Origin of the sequence: Vibrio pectenicida, assembly GCA_024347015.1 — a bacterium.
GTDB classification, from domain to species: Bacteria; Pseudomonadota; Gammaproteobacteria; order Enterobacterales; family Vibrionaceae; genus Vibrio; species Vibrio pectenicida.
Map to the genome: position 1 here is coordinate 2,622,052 of AP024889.1, position 19,466 is coordinate 2,641,517.

The following is a 19,466-nucleotide window of genomic DNA, read 5'->3' on the forward strand; positions in this document are numbered from 1 at the left end:
GTTAATTTGTTAGCGCAATAATGGCTTCAGCCACTTTGTTATCTGCATCTAACCTAGCAGCTGAACGTGCTCGGTTTGCCATTTCAAGCAGTCGTCGGCGATCAAATTGTTGTATTTGCTGAGTGAGTTTATCAACTGTCAGCTCTGGTTGCTCTATCATCTTAGCCGCACCACACTCTACCAAATGATCTGCATTTAAAGCCTGTTGTCTATCTTTATGCATAAAGGGAATAAATACCGCTCCTACCCCTGCGGCTGCAACTTCAGAGACAGTCAAAGCACCAGAACGACAAATAAGTATATCAGCCCATGCGTATGCATCAGCGACATCATCAATAAATTCTGCGACATCGGAATGTGCAATTTGGTATTGCTGGTATGAAGTTTCCACTTCCGCCTGGCGGTTTTTTCCTGCCTGATGACGTATCTCGTATCCCGTACCTAATCTTGCCATGACTTCTGGCATAGTGCGATTAAGAATTTGTGCGCCTTGGCTTCCTCCCATTACCAAGATGCGGATATTACCTTGACGCTCACCCATCCTCTGTTCTGGAGAACTTAGAGCAACAACATCTTCACGTACTGGATTTCCCACAACTTCTGCATTTGGGAAAGCACCAGGAAAAGCTTGAAACACCTTAGATGCGATCCGAGATAAACACTGGTTAGTTAGCCCAGCTACCGCATTTTGTTCGTGTAACACAACAGGCACACCTAATATTTTAGCTGCAATACCACCTGGCCCACTGACATACCCTCCCATTCCAAGTACAACATCAGGCTGCCAAGATTTAATGTGCCTTCTTGCTTGGAAAGTAGCATTAATAATCTGAAAAGGTGCTTGCATTAAACGTAATATGCCTTGGCCACGTAACCCTTTGACTTCAATGAAATCGATCTCAATCCCATGTTTGGGAACCAGCTCAGCCTCCATTCGATCAGCCGTTCCAAGCCAGCGAATATCCCAACCATGCTGTTGAAGCTTTTTAGCAACGGCTAAACCAGGAAAAACATGCCCTCCCGTTCCCCCAGCCATTACCATTAATCGTTTATTTTTTTTCATCGTCTTGTTTCTTTTTAGGTAATTGACTTAGGACGCTCACACGACATTCAAAATCGATTCTTAATAATATACTCACAGCGACCGTCATAATAACCAGGCTAGAGCCACCATAACTAATCAAGGGCAAGGTCAAACCTTTAGTTGGAACCATACCCGCCGCAGCACCTACATTTACTAAGGTTTGAAAAGCAAACCAAATTCCTATTCCAAATGCTAAGTAACCACCAAACAGTAAATCATTATCAAACGCTTTTCGCCCAATCAAAATAGCTTTTACCACTAGACTAAAGATCAGAATAAGAACCAAAACGACACCAATAAAACCTAACTCTTCTGCAAGTACAGCAAAGACAAAGTCAGTATGAGCCTCAGGCAAATACTCAAGCTTTTGAATCGAATTCCCTAAGCCCTGCCCTAGCCATTCACCTCGACCAAATGCCATTAAAGATTGAGTTAACTGGTAACCACTGCCAAATGGGTCTTCCCATGGATCTAGAAAAGAGGTAACGCGTCTCACTCGATATGGTTCAAGCAGTATCAAAGCTACCACTGACAAAATGCCAACCATCATTAGTGCCAAGAATTGACTTAATTTAGCACCCGCAATAAACAGCATTCCAAACAAAGTCACCAACATCACAATCACTGTTCCTAAGTCAGGTTGAAGTAAGAGTAAGCTAGCTAAAGTACCAAAAATGATAATAGGTTTAATAAAACCACCAAAGAAGCTTGATCTGACTTCTTGATGTTTACGAACCAGGTAACCAGACATAAAGATAAATAACGACAACTTGGCCACTTCTGCGGGCTGCAAGTTAAATAAACCTAGAGGTATCCAGCGAGACGCACCATTAACCGATTTACCAGCAAGCAAAACAACGACCAGAAGAAAAAACGATAATCCAAGTAATAAGGTACCGTACTGTGACCATTTACGTAGTGGTACTTGAAGTATGATACTTGCTGTAGACAAAGCTAATAGAAGAAATATTGCATGACGAAACATAAAATGAAAAGGTTGGTCCGTAAGGCGCGAACTAATTGGAAATGAAGCTGAGGTCACCATAACTAAGCCAGTTAGCATAAGCCCCAAAGCAATCCACAACAACTGACGGTCAAACAAAACTTCAGGAGAAGAAATTGTCATCCAACGTCTACTATTTGCTAACAGATCTCGTATTTGCATTCTGATGACTTAAACTATGCGTACTGTTTGACTAGCGCAGTAAATACCTCACCACGTGCCATAAAATTATTAAATTGATCGAAGCTTGCACAAGCAGGTGATAACATCACCATATCGCCGCTCTCCACTCTATGACTAGCCCACTGAACGATGTCTTCTAGTGTGGCAAAATACTTTGAATCTTGCGTAAGGTGCATAAAACGGCGTCCATCTTGTCCAAAACAGCACAGCTGAACATCCAAAGCTTGTAATACAAACTGGAGCTCCGAAAAATCAGCATCTTTGCCATCCCCACCAACTAATAGGTATAACTTACCGGAAAGAGACAATCCTGATAAAGCAGCTAAGGTGCTCGCTACATTTGTCGCTTTGGAATCATTAACCCACTTCACACCGTTGTTATGGGAGATAACCTGACATCTATGGGTCAGCCCTGTATAATTTTTTAGTGCATCACGTCCAGCAGTCACATTCACACCAGCTTCACCTAGCAATGCCAATACCACAAGTGCATTTGCTACATTATGCCTACCAACTAAACTCAATTGATCCGCTGCCAGAAGTTGACGCTCACCATGGTATAAGAATTCTTTTCCATCTATCGATTTAACATAGAACTCTGTTTTTTTCACCAGACTAAACTCAATTAACCGTAGCTCTTTTTTGTCAGGGTATGTCGCTAAATCATCGGCATTAACTATACCAGCCTGAGCATGTTTGAAAATTCGAAGCTTGGCCTGTCGATAAGCCTCCATATCAGAATATCGATCCATATGATCTTCTGATAGATTCAGAAAAGCCGCAGCAACCAATGAAAGGCTAGACGTAGTTTCTAGCTGAAAGCTTGAAAGCTCTAAAATATAGAGGTCAGCATCTTGGTTAAGTAAATCAAGCGCAGGAACACCTATATTCCCTCCAATAGCGGTCTTAACACCGGAGGCGTTTGATACCACACCAGCTAGATCAGTGACGGTACTCTTACCATTTGATCCTGTGATGGCGAGAACTGGTTTATCTACTTGCCAAGCAAAAAGTTCAATATCCCCAACTACGGGTATCCCCATCTTAATTGCTCGTTGAATCTCTAGGGTAGTTAATGCAATTCCGGGGTTAACCACTATAAGATCCACATCTACCAACCAGTCATCTGGCCAGCCACCGCAATGTAAATCTACCCCTTTAGGCAATGCCTCCACACCTGGTGGCTGTATGCGCGTATCGATGACTCGAACCGTCAAGCCATAGGGTAGCTTTGATAAATGCTTCACCACAGAGAGACCGGTAATTCCAAGCCCTACAACAACAACACTATCAATATTTTGCCAAGGTTCAAAAGTCAAACTCTACTTCCTTAACGTATTTTCAGTGTCGCTAAACCAACGAGTACTAATACTATTGAGATGATCCAAAAACGCACAATGACGCGAGGTTCTGGCCAACCTTTTAATTCATAGTGATGGTGAATTGGAGCCATCCGAAAAATGCGCTGGCCTCTTAATTTATAAGAACCGACTTGGAGAATCACGGATAAGGTCTCCATGACAAATACGCCTCCCATAATGACGAGTACAAACTCTTGACGTACGAGTACTGCTATAGTTCCAAGAGCCCCACCAAGAGCGAGTGAACCTACATCCCCCATGAAAACTTGTGCAGGATAAGTGTTAAACCATAAAAATCCTAAGCCAGCACCCACCATTGCGGTACAAACAACCACCAGTTCAGATGCCAGAGGTACATAAGGAATATGTAAATAGTTCGCAAAGTTAACGTTACCTGTTGCCCAAGCAATCGCGGCAAAACCTGCAGAAACAAGTACTGTAGGCATAATTGCTAACCCATCCAAACCATCGGTAAGGTTAACCGCATTACTAGTGCCGACAATCACAAAATAGCTCAGCACTATATAGAAAAGGCCAAGCTGAGGCATAACATCCTTGAAGAAAGGTACGACTAACTGAGTTGCTGTCGTATCCTTGCCATAAGCATACAAAGCAAACGAAACAACTAAAGCTATTGCAGACTGCCAAAAATATTTCCAGCGAGCAATAAGACCATCGGTATCTTTGTTCACAACTTTACGGTAGTCATCAACAAAACCTACAACACCATAACCCGCTAGAACGGCCAACACAGCCCAAACATACGGATTGGACAAATCAGCCCAAACAAGTACTGTCGTAATAATTGCCGTTAAAATCATTAGCCCCCCCATAGTTGGGGTGCCACGTTTGCTAAAATGAGATTCAGGCCCTTCATCTCGAACTACTTGACCAATTTGAAGCACCTGCAACCGCTTAATAAGGCGAGGGCCCATCCATAGAGATAAACCCAAAGCGGTCAAAACACTCACAATGGCTCGAAAAGACAAATATTCAAATAGGCGGAAGAATGAAAAGTATGGCTGTAGAAGCTCTGCAAGCCAAATAATCATGTATACATCTCCTTCATCGCAGCGACAACTTTACTCATTCCAGCACTATTTGCCCCTTTAACCAATAATGTTTGGGGGCCACTATGCTGGACAATGTGCTGCTTAATAAACTCAATCATGCTTCCATGATCATCAAAATGCTTACCGTAGCATACATCACTAATCGCTATGCTATCTGATCCATAAGTAAGCACATATTCAAATTTAAATGGGGCCGCATGTTTACCGACTTGGCGGTGAAGTGCAAGGCTTTCCTTACCCAACTCAGCCATATTGCCCAAAATAAGCCACCTTATGCCATCAAAGCCACTCAATAAATCTGCAGCCGCTTTCATAGCTGGAACACTAGCATTATAGCTATCATCAATCAGCTTAATATTCTCACTAAGCTCGATACTTTCAACTCTTCCTTTTACTTTAGATAAAGCTTCCAAACCCAAAACAATCATTTCCGATGATGCACCCAACTCTACTGAAAGCGCAGTTGCAGCAAGTGCATTTGCGACATTATGCTGGCCAATAATTCCTAAAGACACATCAAAGCTAGTTTTGGGAGTATCAATGGTAAAAGAAGTCATACCATTGATGTTTATAGTTAGGTTACGTGCTTTATATTGTGCACTGTTATCAGAGAGTGAGAATGTCTTCACTGTTTTGTCAGACAATATACTTTGCCACAACTTACCGCCATGGCTATCTAAGTTAACGATAGCTACTGCACCAGACTTAAGTCCCTGATAGATTTCTCCTTTCGCTTTCTTAACCCCCTCCATAGAGCCAAAACCCTCTAAGTGAGCGGCTTCTACATTATTGACCAGAGCGACATCTGGTCTTACCAATTGTGTAGTATAAGCAATTTCACCGATATGGTTAGCACCCAGCTCGATGACAGCACAGTCATCTTCTGGTTGAGATCGCAATAAAGTCAGCGGCACTCCAATATCATTATTGAAATTACCGGTGGTATAAAGTACTCGCCCCTGCTGAGACATAATGCTCGCCACCATTTCCTTAACTGTTGTTTTACCACAGCTCCCCGTGATAGCAACCGTCGGAGTCTGACATACTTGATGAACAAATTGGCCTAATTTACCCAATGCGGTTTTGGTATCGCTTACCAATAATTGAGGGACTTGAACATCAACACAACGACTGACTAACAGAGCTATGGCACCAGATGATACTGCCTGCTGCACAAAATCATGGGCGTCAAATCGCTCACCGATCAAAGCTACAAACAGAGAGTCGGTCTCGATAGTTCTGGTATCTGTTGATATATGTTGAATCACAGCATCATCACCTATCAGCTCAGCATCAATTACTTCAACTAATTGTGTCAGAGTCAAAGGGATCATAAGGTTAGCTCCAAAAGTTGTAAGGCAGAGTCTCGGTCAGAATAATGAAGCTTTTTGTTGCCGACAATCTGGTAATCTTCATGGCCTTTACCTGCTAATAAGATTATATCGTCAGCATGACTATGCTGCAGTGCATGAGCTAAAGCTTGATAGCGATCATGTTCCACCATCGCTTTTGTGGCAAATGTCATCCCAGCCAACATATCTTTCACAATTTCAACAGGTGACTCACTACGGGGGTTATCATCGGTTAAAATAATGTTATCTGCGAGTAACTCACCGATAGATGCCATCATAGGGCGTTTTCCTTTATCTCGATCACCGCCGCAACCAAAAATCACCCATAGTTTTCCACGACAGTGAATCTTAAGTGCTAAAAGTGCTTTCTCCAATGCATCAGGAGTATGAGCGTAATCCACTACGACTTTAGCTTTGCCTACAGATTGAAATAACTCCATACGACCCAAAACCGATGTCAACTGACTGGCAGTATCAAGTAACATCTTCTTATCAAACCCGAGAGATAGTATGGTTGCTAAAGCAACCAACACGTTACAGGCATTAAATTCACCAATTAAAGGCACTGTGAAGCAACCATCGCCAAACTGGCCTGAAAATGACAACTCAATTCCAGCCTCTGAATACACTAATTTAGTTGCAAATATTCCTTGACCACTTTTAATTGGCGATAAAGAAACTGGGATGCAATCTTCCATTTCCTGAGCCCAAGATGCGCCAACAGGATCATCAATATTGATCACAGCATGAGTGCAATTATGATCAGTAAATAGTGAACGTTTAGCCAGAGCGTATTGTTCCATAGTGCCATGATAGTCCAGATGATCACGGCTTAAATTAGAAAACACACCCACAGCAAAACTTTGCGCCTTAACCCGGCCTTGTACCAAGCCATGGGACGACACTTCCATTGCTATGTAATTAGCACCTTGACGTTCTAAATCAGACAAAGTATGCTGAATTTCCAAAGCATTCCCAGTAGTATTGATGGCGGGCTTTAGAGCTTCAAGAAATCCATTCCCCGTAGTTCCAAGTACTGCTGATTTTTTACCTAAAAGGTCCAGCCACTGAACTATCAGTTGAGTGATAGTAGTTTTACCATTGGTACCTGTTACCGCGATCAAACGATTATTCTTAAGCGGCATCAACTGATTGGCCATATGAGAGAGATATTGATTCAAGCCATCCATATAAACCACTGGCACATTTCCTCGCCACTCTATATTACCATGATGATTTGGGTCTTCAGCTTGCGCAATAATCGCATTTGCCCCATGAATAATTGCTGAATCGATAAACTGCCGACCATCAACAGCATGCCCTTTAAGCGCAACAAAAGTAGACCCTGGTTCGAGCTGTCGACTATCCAACTCAAGCTTTTCAACAATAAAATCCAATTTTTTCTCAGCAGAAATATCTAACCAAGGCGCAAGTAGCTCAATAAGAGTAAGTGATTTAGCCATCTCGTTTCTCTATTAATCTTTCTTAAATCTATTCTCGTCAGGAGCGACGTTAAGAATTTGTAAGGTGCTCTTTAAGATCTCGGCAAATACAGGCCCGGCTACCGAACCACCATAATAATTATCACCTTGAGGCTCATTAACGACAACCACAACGGCAATTTTGGGGTTACTGACAGGAGCAATGCCTGCAGTATAGGCAAAGTACTCATCTCCATAACCACCAGCAATTGCTTTACGTGAAGTTCCCGTTTTTGCAGCCACTCGATATCCTGGAACAGCTGCTTTTGTTGCAGTACCACCTGGCTGGGTTACCGTTTCTAGCATATCGAGTACGAGATGAGCATTATTTTTATCGATTACCTGGCGTGATAAATCTTGTTGGTTGCTCTGGATAATATGAATGGGTTGGTATTTTCCAAAATTACCTAAGGTTGCGTAAGCATGAGCCAACTGAAGAGGAGTAATAGTCAACCCATAACCGAATGCTAAAGTGGCAATTTCAAATTTAGACCAGCGACGTCGGTTGGGGAAAATCCCCTGCGTTTCTCCTACAAGATTAAGCCCAGACAGTTCGCCAAAACCGACCGAGCTATACATTTCAAGTAATGATTCAAGAGGCATATCCAAGGCTAACTTGGCTACCCCAACATTACTGGATTTTTTCAATATAGTGCGTAAATCAGCTTTACCTACTTTAGAAACATCACGCACCTTCTGACCACCGATTGGCATAATGCCGTTACCTGTATCAATGACAGTATCTTTAGTAGCTATACCATTTTCAAGTGCTGCTAGAACAACAAAAGGTTTAATTGTTGAACCTGGTTCAAAGGCATCGGTAATTGCACGGTTGCGCATCTTTGCAGACTGGAGTTCAGAGCGATTGTTAGGATTGTATGAGGGTGCGTTAACCATTGCTAATACCGCACCGGTCTTAACATCTAGTATCACAGCAGTGGCCGATGTGGCTCGATAATCCGCAACCGCCTGTTTAATCGAGCGGTACGCAATAGCTTGAATTCTTTGATCAATGGTCAATTCAAGATGCTTACCTTGCTCTCGCTCTTCAAGAGAAATATTCTCAACCACTCGACCATACCTATCTTTACGAATAATACGTTTACCCGCTTCTCCAGTAAGCCACTTATCATAACTACGCTCAGTACCTTCCAAACCATGCCCATCAATACCCGTTACTCCGACCAAATGGGCACTTACTTCACCTGTTGGATAATATCGACGGGACTCGGCTTTAAGTCCAACTCCTGCAAGTTTTAATTCTCTGATATAGTTGGCCATCGCTGGGCTTACTTGGCGCTGAAGATAGATAAAACGGCGAGATTTATTCTTATGTATTTTTCCGATCATTTCCTTACGGTCAAGGCCTAAAACATCAGCCAATGCATACCATCGGTCCATATTAGCAAAACCTTCACGCTTAAAAATAGTGACAGGATCAGCCCAAACAGCTTCAACGGGAACACTAACAGCAAGCGGCTCACCATTACGATCAGAAATAATACCCCGTGCAGAATGGATTTTTTTAGCTCGAACTGAACGTAAGTCACCTTGCTGAATAAGGTTATCTGGCTCAATAATTTGAATATAGGCAATTCGAGCGATGAGCGCTGAAAATGCTCCAAACATAACAAGCAACACTAAATAAAAACGCCAACGTATTAGACTCGGTGGTTCAGAAAGCGCAGACTTTTTGTTAGAAGTATTCTTAGTGGCAGAAGGTACTTTACTTTTGCTCATGGTAAATCAATAACAACCTCTTTATCTGCATCTGGACGTTTCATATGCAATTCATCTTTTGCAATTTCTTGAACGCGGCTATGCTCAGCTAAAGCCGTCTCTTCAAGCAATAAATTACGCCACTCATTATCCAATCGTTCACGTTCTTGTAGAGCCAAGTCCTTTTCTGTAATGGCTTGGCGGGTATGATGGGTAGTGAATACAACGGCCATTGCTGAAGCAAAAATCAAAGTAAGAACCAATAAGGGGATCCGCCCGATAGTAACAAGGTCCAACGCAATAAGTTTAGCCAGATTTGGAACATGCCTACTCATGATTATCTACAGCTTCTCTGCAATGCGAAGTACAGAACTGCGTGATCGCGTATTGAGTTCAACTTCTTGTTTCGAAGGTTTAATCGCTTTACTCATCGGAATTAGGTTCGCACTACCTAATGCACTAATTTGTTCTTCTGTCATTGGTATGCCATGAGGAACTTCTGGCCCTTTACTTTCTTTACGGATAAAGCGTTTGACCATTCTATCTTCCAAGGAGTGGAAGCTTATCACTGATAAGCGACCCTTGGGTGCTAGAATACTTGCAGCCGCTTTTAAGGCAGTATCAATCTCTTCTAGTTCACTATTGATGTAGATTCGAAGAGCTTGGAATGTACGTGTCGCAGGGTGTTTTTTTTCTTTAAAACTTTTTGGAGCCGCATTTGAAATCAATTTTGCTAATTGACTCGTACGTGTAAGCTGTTCGTTTTCTTCATTTTCTCGATAGTTAACTATTGCTTTAGCAATACGCCGTGCGTGCTTGTCCTCACCAAACTCACGAATAACCCAAGTAATATCATCAAGATCCGCTTCCAATAACCATTGAGACACCGGTATACCAGATGTTGGGTCCATTCTCATATCCAATGGGCCATCTTTCATAAAACTAAAGCCACGCTCAGCATCATCTAATTGTGGAGAAGAAACTCCAAGATCCAGTAAGACTCCATCCACTTTTCCAACTAAATCTCTCTGCTGCGCATATTCAGCCATGCCTGAGAAAGGACCATGAATAATATTAAACCTAGCATCGTCGATAGTCTTAGCCTCAGCAATAGCCTGAGGATCGCGATCAATACTGAACAAACGCCCATTTTCTCCTAATTGACTTAGGATATAACGACTGTGGCCACCACGCCCAAAAGTTCCATCGATGTAAGTACCATCGGGCTTAATCGCTAAGCCATCGATAGACTCATGCAGTAATACAGAAATGTGCTTAAATTTTTCAGTCATTGTAGTATATATCTCGCTCTTGCACCGACGCTAAAACTATCCAGTGTACTGATTTAACGGTGGATCGCCACCTATGCAGAATCGGACACGTGATATTGCGCTAAGTTTAGTGCTTGTAGCAGTAAGTTCGTCAATAAAAAGCAAAAAACCCATCATAACACTAGCGCTATGATGGGTTTCGAATAGGTGGAGCCGACATATAAGCCGGGTTCTGTTCCGCTTTCGCGGTGGTAGCCATTCGTCTAGGCCAGCAATCGCTCACTGGCTCAAGCAACCTACCCGCTTCCTTACGCGAGCAACGCAATGTGGAAGCCTATTTGGTCTTGCTCCGGGTGGAGTTTACCTTGCAACGAACTGTTACCAGCCATCCGGTGCGCTCTTACCGCACCCTTTCACCCTTACCTGTGCTCAAACGAGCCATCGGCGGTCTTCTCTCTGCTGCACTTGTCGTAGGCTTGCGCCTCCCAGGCGTTACCTGGCACCCTGCTCTACGGAGCCCGGACTTTCCTCCCCTCCATCAGTCTCCCTCACCACATGGATAAGGGACATCAATGAAGCAGCGACTACCGAGTCGACTCCGAGGCAGATTGTATCGGCATTGGCATCCAGTGTCTAGCGAGATCACAAATATGATAAAATCAAACTATTGATTGATGAAAAAACCAACGTACAGAGGTCAAAAACATCTAAATACTGATGGACCTCTAATCAAGATGCTCTAAACCCCATTTGTAGAGCGCATTTTTCTTTAAATTATATATCTCTGCTGTCAGAGCCGCTGCTTTCTTAAGTGGTAACTCCTTAGTTAAAATAGTAAGCGCTCGTGTCGCTTCCTCTGGTAATGAGTCATCAGCAACAACACGGTATCCATGGATAAGTAGTACCATTTCACCCCTTTGCTGATTTTCATCTACAGCTACCCATTCAACTAATTTAGCAAGTGGTAAACCCTGGATCGTTTCAAATGTTTTTGTCAGTTCACGAGCCAATACAACCTCTCGCTCAGGGCCAATAATCTCTAACATATCACGTAAAGAATCAAGAATCCTATGTGGGGATTCATAGAAAACACAGGTGCGTTCAACTGTTAAAATTTCGAGAAATTTATCCTTGCGCCCTTTGCTCTTCGCTGGCAAAAAACCTTCAAAACTAAAACGGTCCGAGGGCAAACCAGATGCACTTAAGGCTGTCACTACAGCACATGGCCCTGGAAGTGGCACAACTTTAACGCCAGCCTGACGACATTTTGTGACTACGTGATACCCTGGATCACTAATTAATGGAGTACCTGCATCAGAAACAAGTGCAATAGAGTACCCAGCTAACACTTTCTCAACTAAAACTTGCGCTTTTTGCTGCTCATTATGATCATGCAATGCAAAGGTTTTCGTCGAAATACCAAAGTGCGATAATAATTTACCGGTATGACGGGTATCCTCTGCAGCAATAAGATCAACATTAGTTAAAACATCAAGTGCCCGTTGAGTGATATCACCTAAATTGCCAATTGGCGTCGGGACAATGTAGAGAGCTGGAACCTCATTTAGTAAGGTTTTTTTATCTGTCATTTGTTTACCATCACTTCAACGATTAATATAGATAAAATTTTGTACGGAAATAGCTAATAACTCATGGCCATGAAAAACCACAAGAGACTCAGTGTAACACGCATACTGACTCCTGTAGCCCTCGCTGTCATTTTGTCAGCCTGTTCTACAGGGCCGTCTAAACAGACAAACGTAGATATTACACTTTCACCTAATCAGTCAACACGTACTTATTTAATGCGAGCAGATAGTAGCCAAGGTGACATTCAAAATGATTGGTTAATCATGGCCTTAAAATCATCTATCAAATCAAATGATGTGACTCAAAGTGATTTATTACTACAACGTTTAGCTCGGCAAAACCTTTCCCACATGCAACAAGCAGAATGGCAACTATCACGATCTAAGATATTGATTAAGCAAGGTAAATATGATGAAGCAAGGAACAAGTTAAATTTTGTCCTATCATGGAAACTAGCAGACACTCAATGGAAATCGTACCACCAAATCAGAGCCAAACTTTTCAATCAACAAGGCAACTATTTTGCAGCAGCTCGCGAACTTGTGGCATCGGCCAATTATGTTCAGCCTTCACAACAGAGCAGTATTTCTCAAAGTATTTGGGATAATTTAAATCAATATAATCAATATCAAATTACGGAATACTCTACTAAACGTGATGAAGAGGTCTTAGATGGATGGCTTCAGTTGTCTATCTATACTAAAACTCTATCAACCAACCTAGCTCAGCTAAAGAACACTCTCGAAAAATGGCTTAAGGAAAACCCAAATCATCCAGCGGCGAGAAATACTCCACAAGGAATTATTGATATTCTTAACCTTGAAGTAACAAAACCAGTCAATACTGCACTATTACTCCCACTCTCTGGAAAGTATTCCAAACAAGCGCAGTTGATTCGTGATGGCTTTATCTTAGAAATGATGAATGATAACCAACGTGATGAAAATGCGAGCTTAACCATCGTAGATACCAATAGCATCACAGTTGAACAACTTGAACAAACATTAGTCGAAAAACACATTGATTTCATTGTGGGCCCACTTATCAAAAGTAATATTGATAAGCTAACACAAGCCCAATCGACTTTCTCTAGCCCTCTTCCTACGCTTGCTCTAAATATTCCTGACAACTTAGAACCTGGTAATAATACTTGCTACCTCGCACTTTCACCAGAACAAGAGGTATCCCAAGCAGCAAAACACTTATATTCTCAAGGTTATCGTTACCCACTAATTCTCGCTCCACAAGGAAACTTAGGTACACGTGTAGTAAATGCATTTGAACAAGAATGGAAAAAGCACAGCAACAATCAAGTGGCAGTAAATCTATTTGGAGATAAGCACCAACTTCAGAAAGATATAAATAAAGTATTTGGTTTACAGGAAAGTCAGCAACACATCGCACAAATGGAATCATTACTTAACATTCCTCTTAAAACACAACCACGAAGTAGACGAGATATCGATGCTGTCTATATTGTTGCAGGGAGTTCAGAGTTGACTTTAATCAAACCCTTTATCGAAGTAGCCGTCAATCCTGATGCTGTACCACCCAAGTTGTTTTCAAATTCGCGTAGTAATAGTGGTCGACAACAATACGAAGACTTAACAGGGGTAATGTATAGCGATATACCATTACTAATTCAGCCCAATGAATTGCTTGAAGCTCAATTGGAACAATTATGGCCCAAAGATTCCAATACAGAAAAACGCCTCCAAGCTCTGGGAATGGACGCTTACTTATTGATGGAGCAGCTACCGCAAATGAAAGTGGTTGAAGGTTACTCATTGCAAGGTAATACAGGAACACTCAGTCTCAACCAAAACTGTGTCGTACAGCGTGAAATTAGTTGGACCGAATATGGTCATACTGACTAAACGTCAAAGTGGCGAACATTATGAGATTTTGGCGGAGCAATATTTGATCCGCCAAGGGCTTTCACCAATCGAGAAAAACTTTCATTTCAAAGGAGGCGAACTCGATCTTATAATGCAGGAAAGCGCTACTATTGTATTTGTCGAAGTGCGCTATCGTTCAAGACAATACTTTGGCCACGCAGCAGAAACAGTGACTAAAAGCAAAATGCTTAAACTCGTCAAAGCTGCCAATGTATGGTTGATGAAGCATAATAAATCCGTTCATAATACTGACTTTCGTTTTGATATTATGGCCATTCACCAACATGGCCAGCAAATCGAATGGATAAAAAACGCAATAACTCAAGGATAATCAATGCTAGACAGCATTAAAGATAGCTTTACAGAAAGTATTCAGATTCAAATTGCAGCCGCAGAAGCGCTACCAGATGCTATAACCCATGCAGCACAGGCAATGGTCTCTAGCTTGTTAAATGGCAACAAAATTTTATGTTGCGGCAATGGGGGATCCTCTTCTAATGCTCAGCAGTTCGTTTCGTGCCTACTCAATCGCTTTGAAACTGAACGCCCTAGCTTACCAGCTATGGCATTAACGGCTGATAACACGACATTGACCGCAGTTGCAAACGACTACCACTATGAAGAAATCTTCTCAAAACAAGTTCGTGCATTTGGCCAAGCAGGTGACATTCTTTTAGCAATTTCCACCAGCGGTAACAGCAAAAACATTATCAAAGCAATGGAAGCAGCCGTTACACGAGATATGACCATCATTGCTTTTACCGGTAAAGATGGTGGTGAAATGGCAGGATTATTAGGGGATGATGACGTTGAAATTAGGATTCCATCTCACAGAACGGCAAGAATTCATGAGGTGCATATGGTGACACTGCACTGCTTATGCGATCTTATTGATCAGGTTTTATTTCCAGTTCACGATGAATAACCCATGAAAAGTTTATACATACTATTAGTTAGCTGCATACTCATAGGCACTACGGGGTGCGCAGGTCTATTTGTTGCTGGCGCAGCAACAACTGCGAATATAGTAACCGACACCCGTACAACACAAGAAATTTGGGATGATAATAATATCGAATTTGAAGTCGCAGGAATTACCAATAAATCCCCTTTTCAACATGAGGTGAGAATTTCAGCCAGTTCTTATGATGGGACTGTGGTGTTGATAGGCCAAGCAAGCAATTCCGAACTTCTGAATAATTTTCTATCTAAAGTCAATAATATAAAAGGTGTAAAGAAAATACATAATCAGATTCGGGTCAAGAAACCACTTTCTATCGGCCAGATTAGCCATGACAGTTGGATAACAACCAAAGTCAAATCTGCGGTACTTACCGACAAAAGACTCAATGGCGTCAAGGTCAAAGTCATTACCGAAGATAAAGAAGTATTTTTATTTGGCTACCTTACACCAGAGCAAGCCGACATTGCCATTGATATTGCAAGAAAGGTTTCAGGGGTGGAGCAGGTTATTAAAGCTTTTCAAATCGATAACTAATAAAAACAAAAAAAAGCAGCTTACACTGCTTCTTTTTGTTACTTAGCTTTTTTGTTACTTAACAACCCTTAGACTTGGACGACCTTTAGGTCTAGGTGGTTCATCATCAGGTGTTGGCCCATCTTCTGAGAGCTCAGTGGCTAATGATAGCCCAGGGTTTTCACCATCATGCTCCTCTATCGATGGTAATTCTTCGTCAAACTCATCAACGTCATCGATATAGGCGTCTTCTGGCTCAAACATTGTACCCGCTCCATTTTCACGCGCATATATAGCTTGAACGGCATAAAGTGGGACAATAACGCTATGTGGGAGGCCAGAAAAACGGGCGTTAAACGTTATCGCTTCATTGCCGAGCTCTAAGTCACCTACAGCACGAGGAGCTATGTTTAAGATTATTTGTCCATCTTGCACAAATTCAACTGGCACATGAACACCTGGTAACGTTGCTGCTACAACTAAGTGAGGTGTTAAATCATTATCTACCAACCAGTCATAAAATGCTCTCAGCATATATGGTCGACGTGGTGTCATGTTTGCTATGTCCATTTCGCTTCCAAATTAGCGACTCAGACGCATTTCACGCTCAGCTTCAGTTAAGGAAGCCAAAAATGAATCACGTTCAAAAACACGGTTCATGTAAACTTTTAGTTCTTTCGAACCTGGACCTACTAAATCAATGCCTAGCTGTGGCAAACGCCATAATAGCGGAGCTAAGTAACAATCAATTAAGCTAAACTCTTCACTCATAAAGTATTCAAATTCAGCAAATACTGGACCTAGAGTAAGCAAGTCATTACGCAATTTATTACGTGCAGCTTCTGCTTCTTCAGAGTTGCCTTTAGTAATTTTCTCTGCGAGTGAGTACCAGTTTTTCTCAATACGATAAATCATCAGACGGCTGTTTCCTCTCGCAACAGGATAAACAGGCATCAATGGTGGATGAGGAAAGCGCTCATCGAGGTATTCCATAATGATTTTTGAATCATATAGAGCCAACTCACGATCAACTAGAGTAGGTACTGATTTATAAGGGTTCAGTTCAATCAATTCAGCAGGAAGGTTTGCATCATCGACTAATTCAACTTCAACACTTACACCTTTCTCAGCTAGGACGATGCGGACCTGATGGCTATACATATCAGATGCACTTGAAAATAGAGTCATCACAGAACGTTTATTGGCAGCTACAGCCATGGAGCCCTCCAGCACAAATACAGACATAAAAATAATGGAGGCTTAGCCTCCATTATCAACAATAAAACTCGGAATTAGCACCGCATAATAGCACAATTAATGGACATCACGCCAATATTCTTTCTTGAGCAACACAACGACAATGGTAAAAATCACTAGGAATGCCATCACCCACCAACCTAACGCATGGCGCTCCAATTTAACTGGGTCTCCTGAATACTCAAGAAAGTTTACTAAGTCTCGAACAGCATCATCGTACTCTTCTTGATTTAATTCACCCGTCCCATCACTTTCAGCACCAACCACAACTTTGTGTTCTTGGCCATTGATAACTTTAGTTTCGTAAATAGGCTTAGGTATCCCCTGAAGCTCTTCAAGTACATGCGGCATACCAACACTTGGAAAAACGACATTGTTGACACCAAATGGTCTAGAAGAGTCTTCATAGAATGAACGAAGATAAGTATATAACCAATCAACACCACGAACACGAGCGACTAAAGTAAGGTCTGGAGGTGCAGCCCCAAACCATTTAGCTGCTGCTTCGTCTGGAATAGCATTCTCCATCAATTCACCAACTTTAATATTTGGATCAAAAATCAGGTTTTCTTTGAGTAAATCTAATGGAATACCTATATCACGAGCAACACGCTCGTAACGCTGGTATTGAGATGAATGACAGCCAAAGCAATAATTCATAAACAATTTAGCACCATTTTGTAATGAAGCTTGATCACTAAGATCATTGTTTGCTTTGTCTAGTGGTACGTTCACTCCTGCTGCTATCACCAGAGAAGGCAGCATTGCAAATAAAGTTACAATCCATTTTTTCATTTGAAGGTCACCCTTTCTGGTAGTGGCTTAGTCGCTTCGTTTTTACTGTAAAAGTACAACAACACGAAGAACATGAAGTAAGCTAAGCTGAAAATCTGAGCTAGCAAGGTATACGTTGGCGTAGCAGGAAGCGCACCAAGGACACCCAAAGCAACAAAGCTGATCGTAAATTGGATGATGTTAAACAAATGAAACTTACTACGGTAACGATAAGAGCGGACTTTACAGCGATCTAGCCATGGAAGAACAAATAGAACAACTATTGATGCGCCCATAGCAATAACACCAATAAGTTTATCAGGAACGGCACGCAAAATTGCATAAAAGGGAGTAAAGTACCATACGGGTGCAATATGCTCAGGTGTCTTTAGAGGATTTGCAGCTTCAAAGTTAGGCGGTTCAAGGAAATACCCGCCCATTTCTGGATTGAAGAATAATACGTAACAGAATAAGAACAAAAATCCTGCGACCCCAATCAAGTCTTTCACCGTTCCATAAGGGTGGAAAGGTATCGAATCGATAATGTCATACTTTTTGGTATAATCTTTGTGGAATGTAAATTGCGTTTCGTAACCCTCACCCATACTGCCTTTGGGCAATTTTGTCTCAATTCCGTCTGGGTTATTCGATCCTACTTCATGCAATGCTAGAACATGGAGCACGATGAGCAACAGCAAAACAATAGGTAAGGCAATCACATGCAGCGCAAAGAAACGGTTAAGTGTTGCTCCCGAAATAACATAATCACCGCGGATCCAAAGTGTCAGATCATCACCAATGACTGGAATCGCGCCAAATAAAGAAATAATAACCTGCGCTCCCCAATACGACATTTGCCCCCAAGGAAGCAAATATCCCATAAAAGCTTCAGCCATCAGCACTAGGAAAATCAACATACCAAAAATCCACAATAGCTCTCTAGGCTTCTGGTAGGAGCCATAGATCAAACCGCGGAACATATGCAGATATATAACAACAAAAAAAGCGGAAGCTCCCGTAGAGTGCATATAACGAAGCAGCCAGCCATAATCTACATCACGCATGATATATTCTATTGAAGCAAAGGCACCATCACCTGACGGCTCATAATTCATCGTTAACCAAACACCCGTCAAGAGTTGGTTGACCAAGACCAGCATCGCTAGTGAACCAAATAAATACCAAAAGTTGAAGTTTTTTGGCATTGGGTATTCTGAAAGGTGCTTCTTGTAAGCATTCATTGCGGGTAGACGTTTTTCTACCCAATCAAGTAGAGATTGCATCATGCTTCTCCTTCTTCATCAACACCGATGATAATCCTGGTATCCGTTAGATACATATGCTTGGGAACAACAAGATTTAGTGGTGCAGGCACCCCCTGAAAAACGCGCCCAGCCATATCAAATTTGGAACCATGACAAGGACAAAAGAAACCAGATTTAACACCTTGGACTTGTTCGCTAAAAGTATCAGGTAAATAAGTTGGCGAACAACCCAAATGAGTACAAATCCCTACAGCGACAAAATACTCAGGCTTAATTGAACGGTAAGCATTTTGAGCATAAGCCGGTTGCTGTTCTTCACCAGAAGCAGGGTCACGAAGTTGACCATCGATGTTTTTTAATCCATCAACCACAGGCTGCGCCCTACGGACAACCCATACTGGCTTACCTCGCCATTCAACACGAACCATCTGCCCTTCTTCAAGCTTACCGATTTCAACTTCGACAGGTGCACCCGCAGCTTTTGCTTTCTCACTGGGGTTCCAAGATTTAATAAAAGGAACGGCGACAGCAGCGGCTCCGAGACCCCCTACAACTGCAGTTGTAGCGGTCAAGAACCGTCTGCGACCGTTATTTAAAGGCGCATTGCTCATCCAAACATTCTCCCAGTTGCTCCTTTGGATTATTATTATTCCTATCACAGAGCATGGCTAAAAAATA

General features: G+C 42.0%; 19 protein-coding genes and 1 other RNA gene. 4 read left to right on the plus strand and 16 right to left on the minus strand.

Translation table 11 applies throughout. The features are described 5' to 3' along the window. Nucleotide 1 precedes the first annotated feature (1 nt). From murG to rsmI, 11 genes are all read right to left on the minus strand, one after another. The gene (gene murG / locus OCV27_RS12015; RefSeq protein ID WP_125320082.1) at nucleotides 2-1,063 is read right to left on the minus strand and encodes an undecaprenyldiphospho-muramoylpentapeptide beta-N-acetylglucosaminyltransferase; all 1,062 of its coding nucleotides are present in this window, start codon (nucleotides 1,061-1,063) and stop codon (nucleotides 2-4) included. Continuing rightward, nucleotides 1,050-2,249, minus strand: a complete 1,200-nt coding sequence (gene ftsW, locus OCV27_RS12020) for a cell division protein FtsW (protein ID WP_125320083.1) — start codon at nucleotides 2,247-2,249, stop codon at nucleotides 1,050-1,052. The genes murG and ftsW overlap by 14 nt, the downstream gene beginning before the upstream one ends. A 14-nt stretch (nucleotides 2,250-2,263) precedes the next feature. After that, entirely contained in the window at nucleotides 2,264-3,589 is a 1,326-nt protein-coding gene (gene murD, locus OCV27_RS12025) for a UDP-N-acetylmuramoyl-L-alanine--D-glutamate ligase (protein WP_125320084.1), read from the minus strand. Between the two features lie 11 nt (nucleotides 3,590-3,600). Beyond that, entirely contained in the window at nucleotides 3,601-4,683 is a 1,083-nt protein-coding gene (gene mraY, locus OCV27_RS12030) for a phospho-N-acetylmuramoyl-pentapeptide-transferase (RefSeq protein WP_125320085.1), read from the minus strand. Next, nucleotides 4,680-6,038 (minus strand): UDP-N-acetylmuramoyl-tripeptide--D-alanyl-D-alanine ligase, encoded by a 1,359-nt coding sequence (locus OCV27_RS12035; protein WP_125320086.1) that lies wholly within the window; start codon nucleotides 6,036-6,038, stop codon nucleotides 4,680-4,682. Before OCV27_RS12035 ends, mraY begins: the two co-directional genes overlap by 4 nt. Further along, on the minus strand, nucleotides 6,035-7,519 hold the full coding sequence (gene murE, locus OCV27_RS12040; protein WP_125320087.1) for a UDP-N-acetylmuramoyl-L-alanyl-D-glutamate--2,6-diaminopimelate ligase: 1,485 nt from the start codon (nucleotides 7,517-7,519) through the stop codon (nucleotides 6,035-6,037). Before murE ends, OCV27_RS12035 begins: the two co-directional genes overlap by 4 nt. 12 nt (nucleotides 7,520-7,531) lie before the next feature. Then, nucleotides 7,532-9,277 (minus strand): penicillin-binding transpeptidase domain-containing protein, encoded by a 1,746-nt coding sequence (locus OCV27_RS12045; protein ID WP_125320088.1) that lies wholly within the window; start codon nucleotides 9,275-9,277, stop codon nucleotides 7,532-7,534. Continuing rightward, complete coding sequence (gene ftsL / locus OCV27_RS12050) at nucleotides 9,274-9,591, minus strand: cell division protein FtsL (protein ID WP_125320089.1); 318 nt, start codon at nucleotides 9,589-9,591, stop codon at nucleotides 9,274-9,276. The genes OCV27_RS12045 and ftsL overlap by 4 nt, the downstream gene beginning before the upstream one ends. 6 nt (nucleotides 9,592-9,597) lie before the next feature. Further along, nucleotides 9,598-10,548 carry a 16S rRNA (cytosine(1402)-N(4))-methyltransferase RsmH gene (gene rsmH, locus OCV27_RS12055; RefSeq protein ID WP_125320090.1) on the minus strand — a complete coding sequence of 317 codons (951 nt, stop codon included), beginning with the start codon at nucleotides 10,546-10,548 and terminating at the stop codon, nucleotides 9,598-9,600. A gap of 184 nt (nucleotides 10,549-10,732) precedes the next feature. After that, an RNA gene (gene rnpB / locus OCV27_RS12060) (RNase P RNA component class A) lies at nucleotides 10,733-11,127 on the minus strand. Between the two features lie 125 nt (nucleotides 11,128-11,252). Beyond that, nucleotides 11,253-12,116 (minus strand): 16S rRNA (cytidine(1402)-2'-O)-methyltransferase, encoded by an 864-nt coding sequence (gene rsmI, locus OCV27_RS12065; protein WP_125320091.1) that lies wholly within the window; start codon nucleotides 12,114-12,116, stop codon nucleotides 11,253-11,255. 63 nt (nucleotides 12,117-12,179) lie between these two features. Between rsmI and OCV27_RS12070 the strand changes: the two genes are divergently transcribed. Genes OCV27_RS12070 through OCV27_RS12085 form a run of 4 tightly spaced genes read left to right on the plus strand, consistent with a single transcriptional unit; the run spans nucleotide 12,180 to nucleotide 15,513 of the window. Then, nucleotides 12,180-13,994 carry a penicillin-binding protein activator gene (locus tag OCV27_RS12070; protein WP_125320092.1) on the plus strand — a complete coding sequence of 605 codons (1,815 nt, stop codon included), beginning with the start codon at nucleotides 12,180-12,182 and terminating at the stop codon, nucleotides 13,992-13,994. Beyond that, a complete protein-coding gene (locus OCV27_RS12075) occupies nucleotides 13,978-14,346 on the plus strand; it encodes a YraN family protein (RefSeq protein ID WP_125320093.1) in 369 nt (122 codons plus the stop codon). The genes OCV27_RS12070 and OCV27_RS12075 overlap by 17 nt, the downstream gene beginning before the upstream one ends. Before the next feature lie 3 nt (nucleotides 14,347-14,349). Further along, complete coding sequence (locus OCV27_RS12080; RefSeq protein WP_125320094.1) at nucleotides 14,350-14,940, plus strand: phosphoheptose isomerase; 591 nt, start codon at nucleotides 14,350-14,352, stop codon at nucleotides 14,938-14,940. Nucleotides 14,941-14,943: 3 nt separating this feature from the next. Continuing rightward, nucleotides 14,944-15,513: a BON domain-containing protein gene (locus OCV27_RS12085; protein WP_125320095.1), complete on the plus strand. Its 570-nt coding sequence runs from the start codon at nucleotides 14,944-14,946 to the stop codon at nucleotides 15,511-15,513. A 54-nt stretch (nucleotides 15,514-15,567) separates the two neighbouring features. Here the strand turns inward: OCV27_RS12085 and sspB are convergent, their stop codons facing one another. From sspB to petA, 5 genes are all read right to left on the minus strand, one after another. After that, nucleotides 15,568-16,062, minus strand: coding sequence for a ClpXP protease specificity-enhancing factor (sspB, locus tag OCV27_RS12090; RefSeq protein ID WP_125320096.1), 495 nt, complete (start codon nucleotides 16,060-16,062; stop codon nucleotides 15,568-15,570). A 12-nt stretch (nucleotides 16,063-16,074) separates the two neighbouring features. Beyond that, nucleotides 16,075-16,710, minus strand: a complete 636-nt coding sequence (gene sspA / locus OCV27_RS12095; RefSeq protein ID WP_125320097.1) for a stringent starvation protein SspA — start codon at nucleotides 16,708-16,710, stop codon at nucleotides 16,075-16,077. Between the two features lie 96 nt (nucleotides 16,711-16,806). Further along, nucleotides 16,807-17,544, minus strand: a complete 738-nt coding sequence (locus OCV27_RS12100; protein ID WP_125320098.1) for a cytochrome c1 — start codon at nucleotides 17,542-17,544, stop codon at nucleotides 16,807-16,809. Continuing rightward, a complete protein-coding gene (locus tag OCV27_RS12105) occupies nucleotides 17,541-18,806 on the minus strand; it encodes a cytochrome b (protein WP_125320113.1) in 1,266 nt (421 codons plus the stop codon). Before OCV27_RS12105 ends, OCV27_RS12100 begins: the two co-directional genes overlap by 4 nt. Continuing rightward, nucleotides 18,806-19,399, minus strand: a complete 594-nt coding sequence (petA, locus tag OCV27_RS12110; RefSeq protein WP_125320099.1) for a ubiquinol-cytochrome c reductase iron-sulfur subunit — start codon at nucleotides 19,397-19,399, stop codon at nucleotides 18,806-18,808. The genes OCV27_RS12105 and petA overlap by 1 nt, the downstream gene beginning before the upstream one ends. Nucleotides 19,400-19,466: the final 67 nt, after the last annotated feature.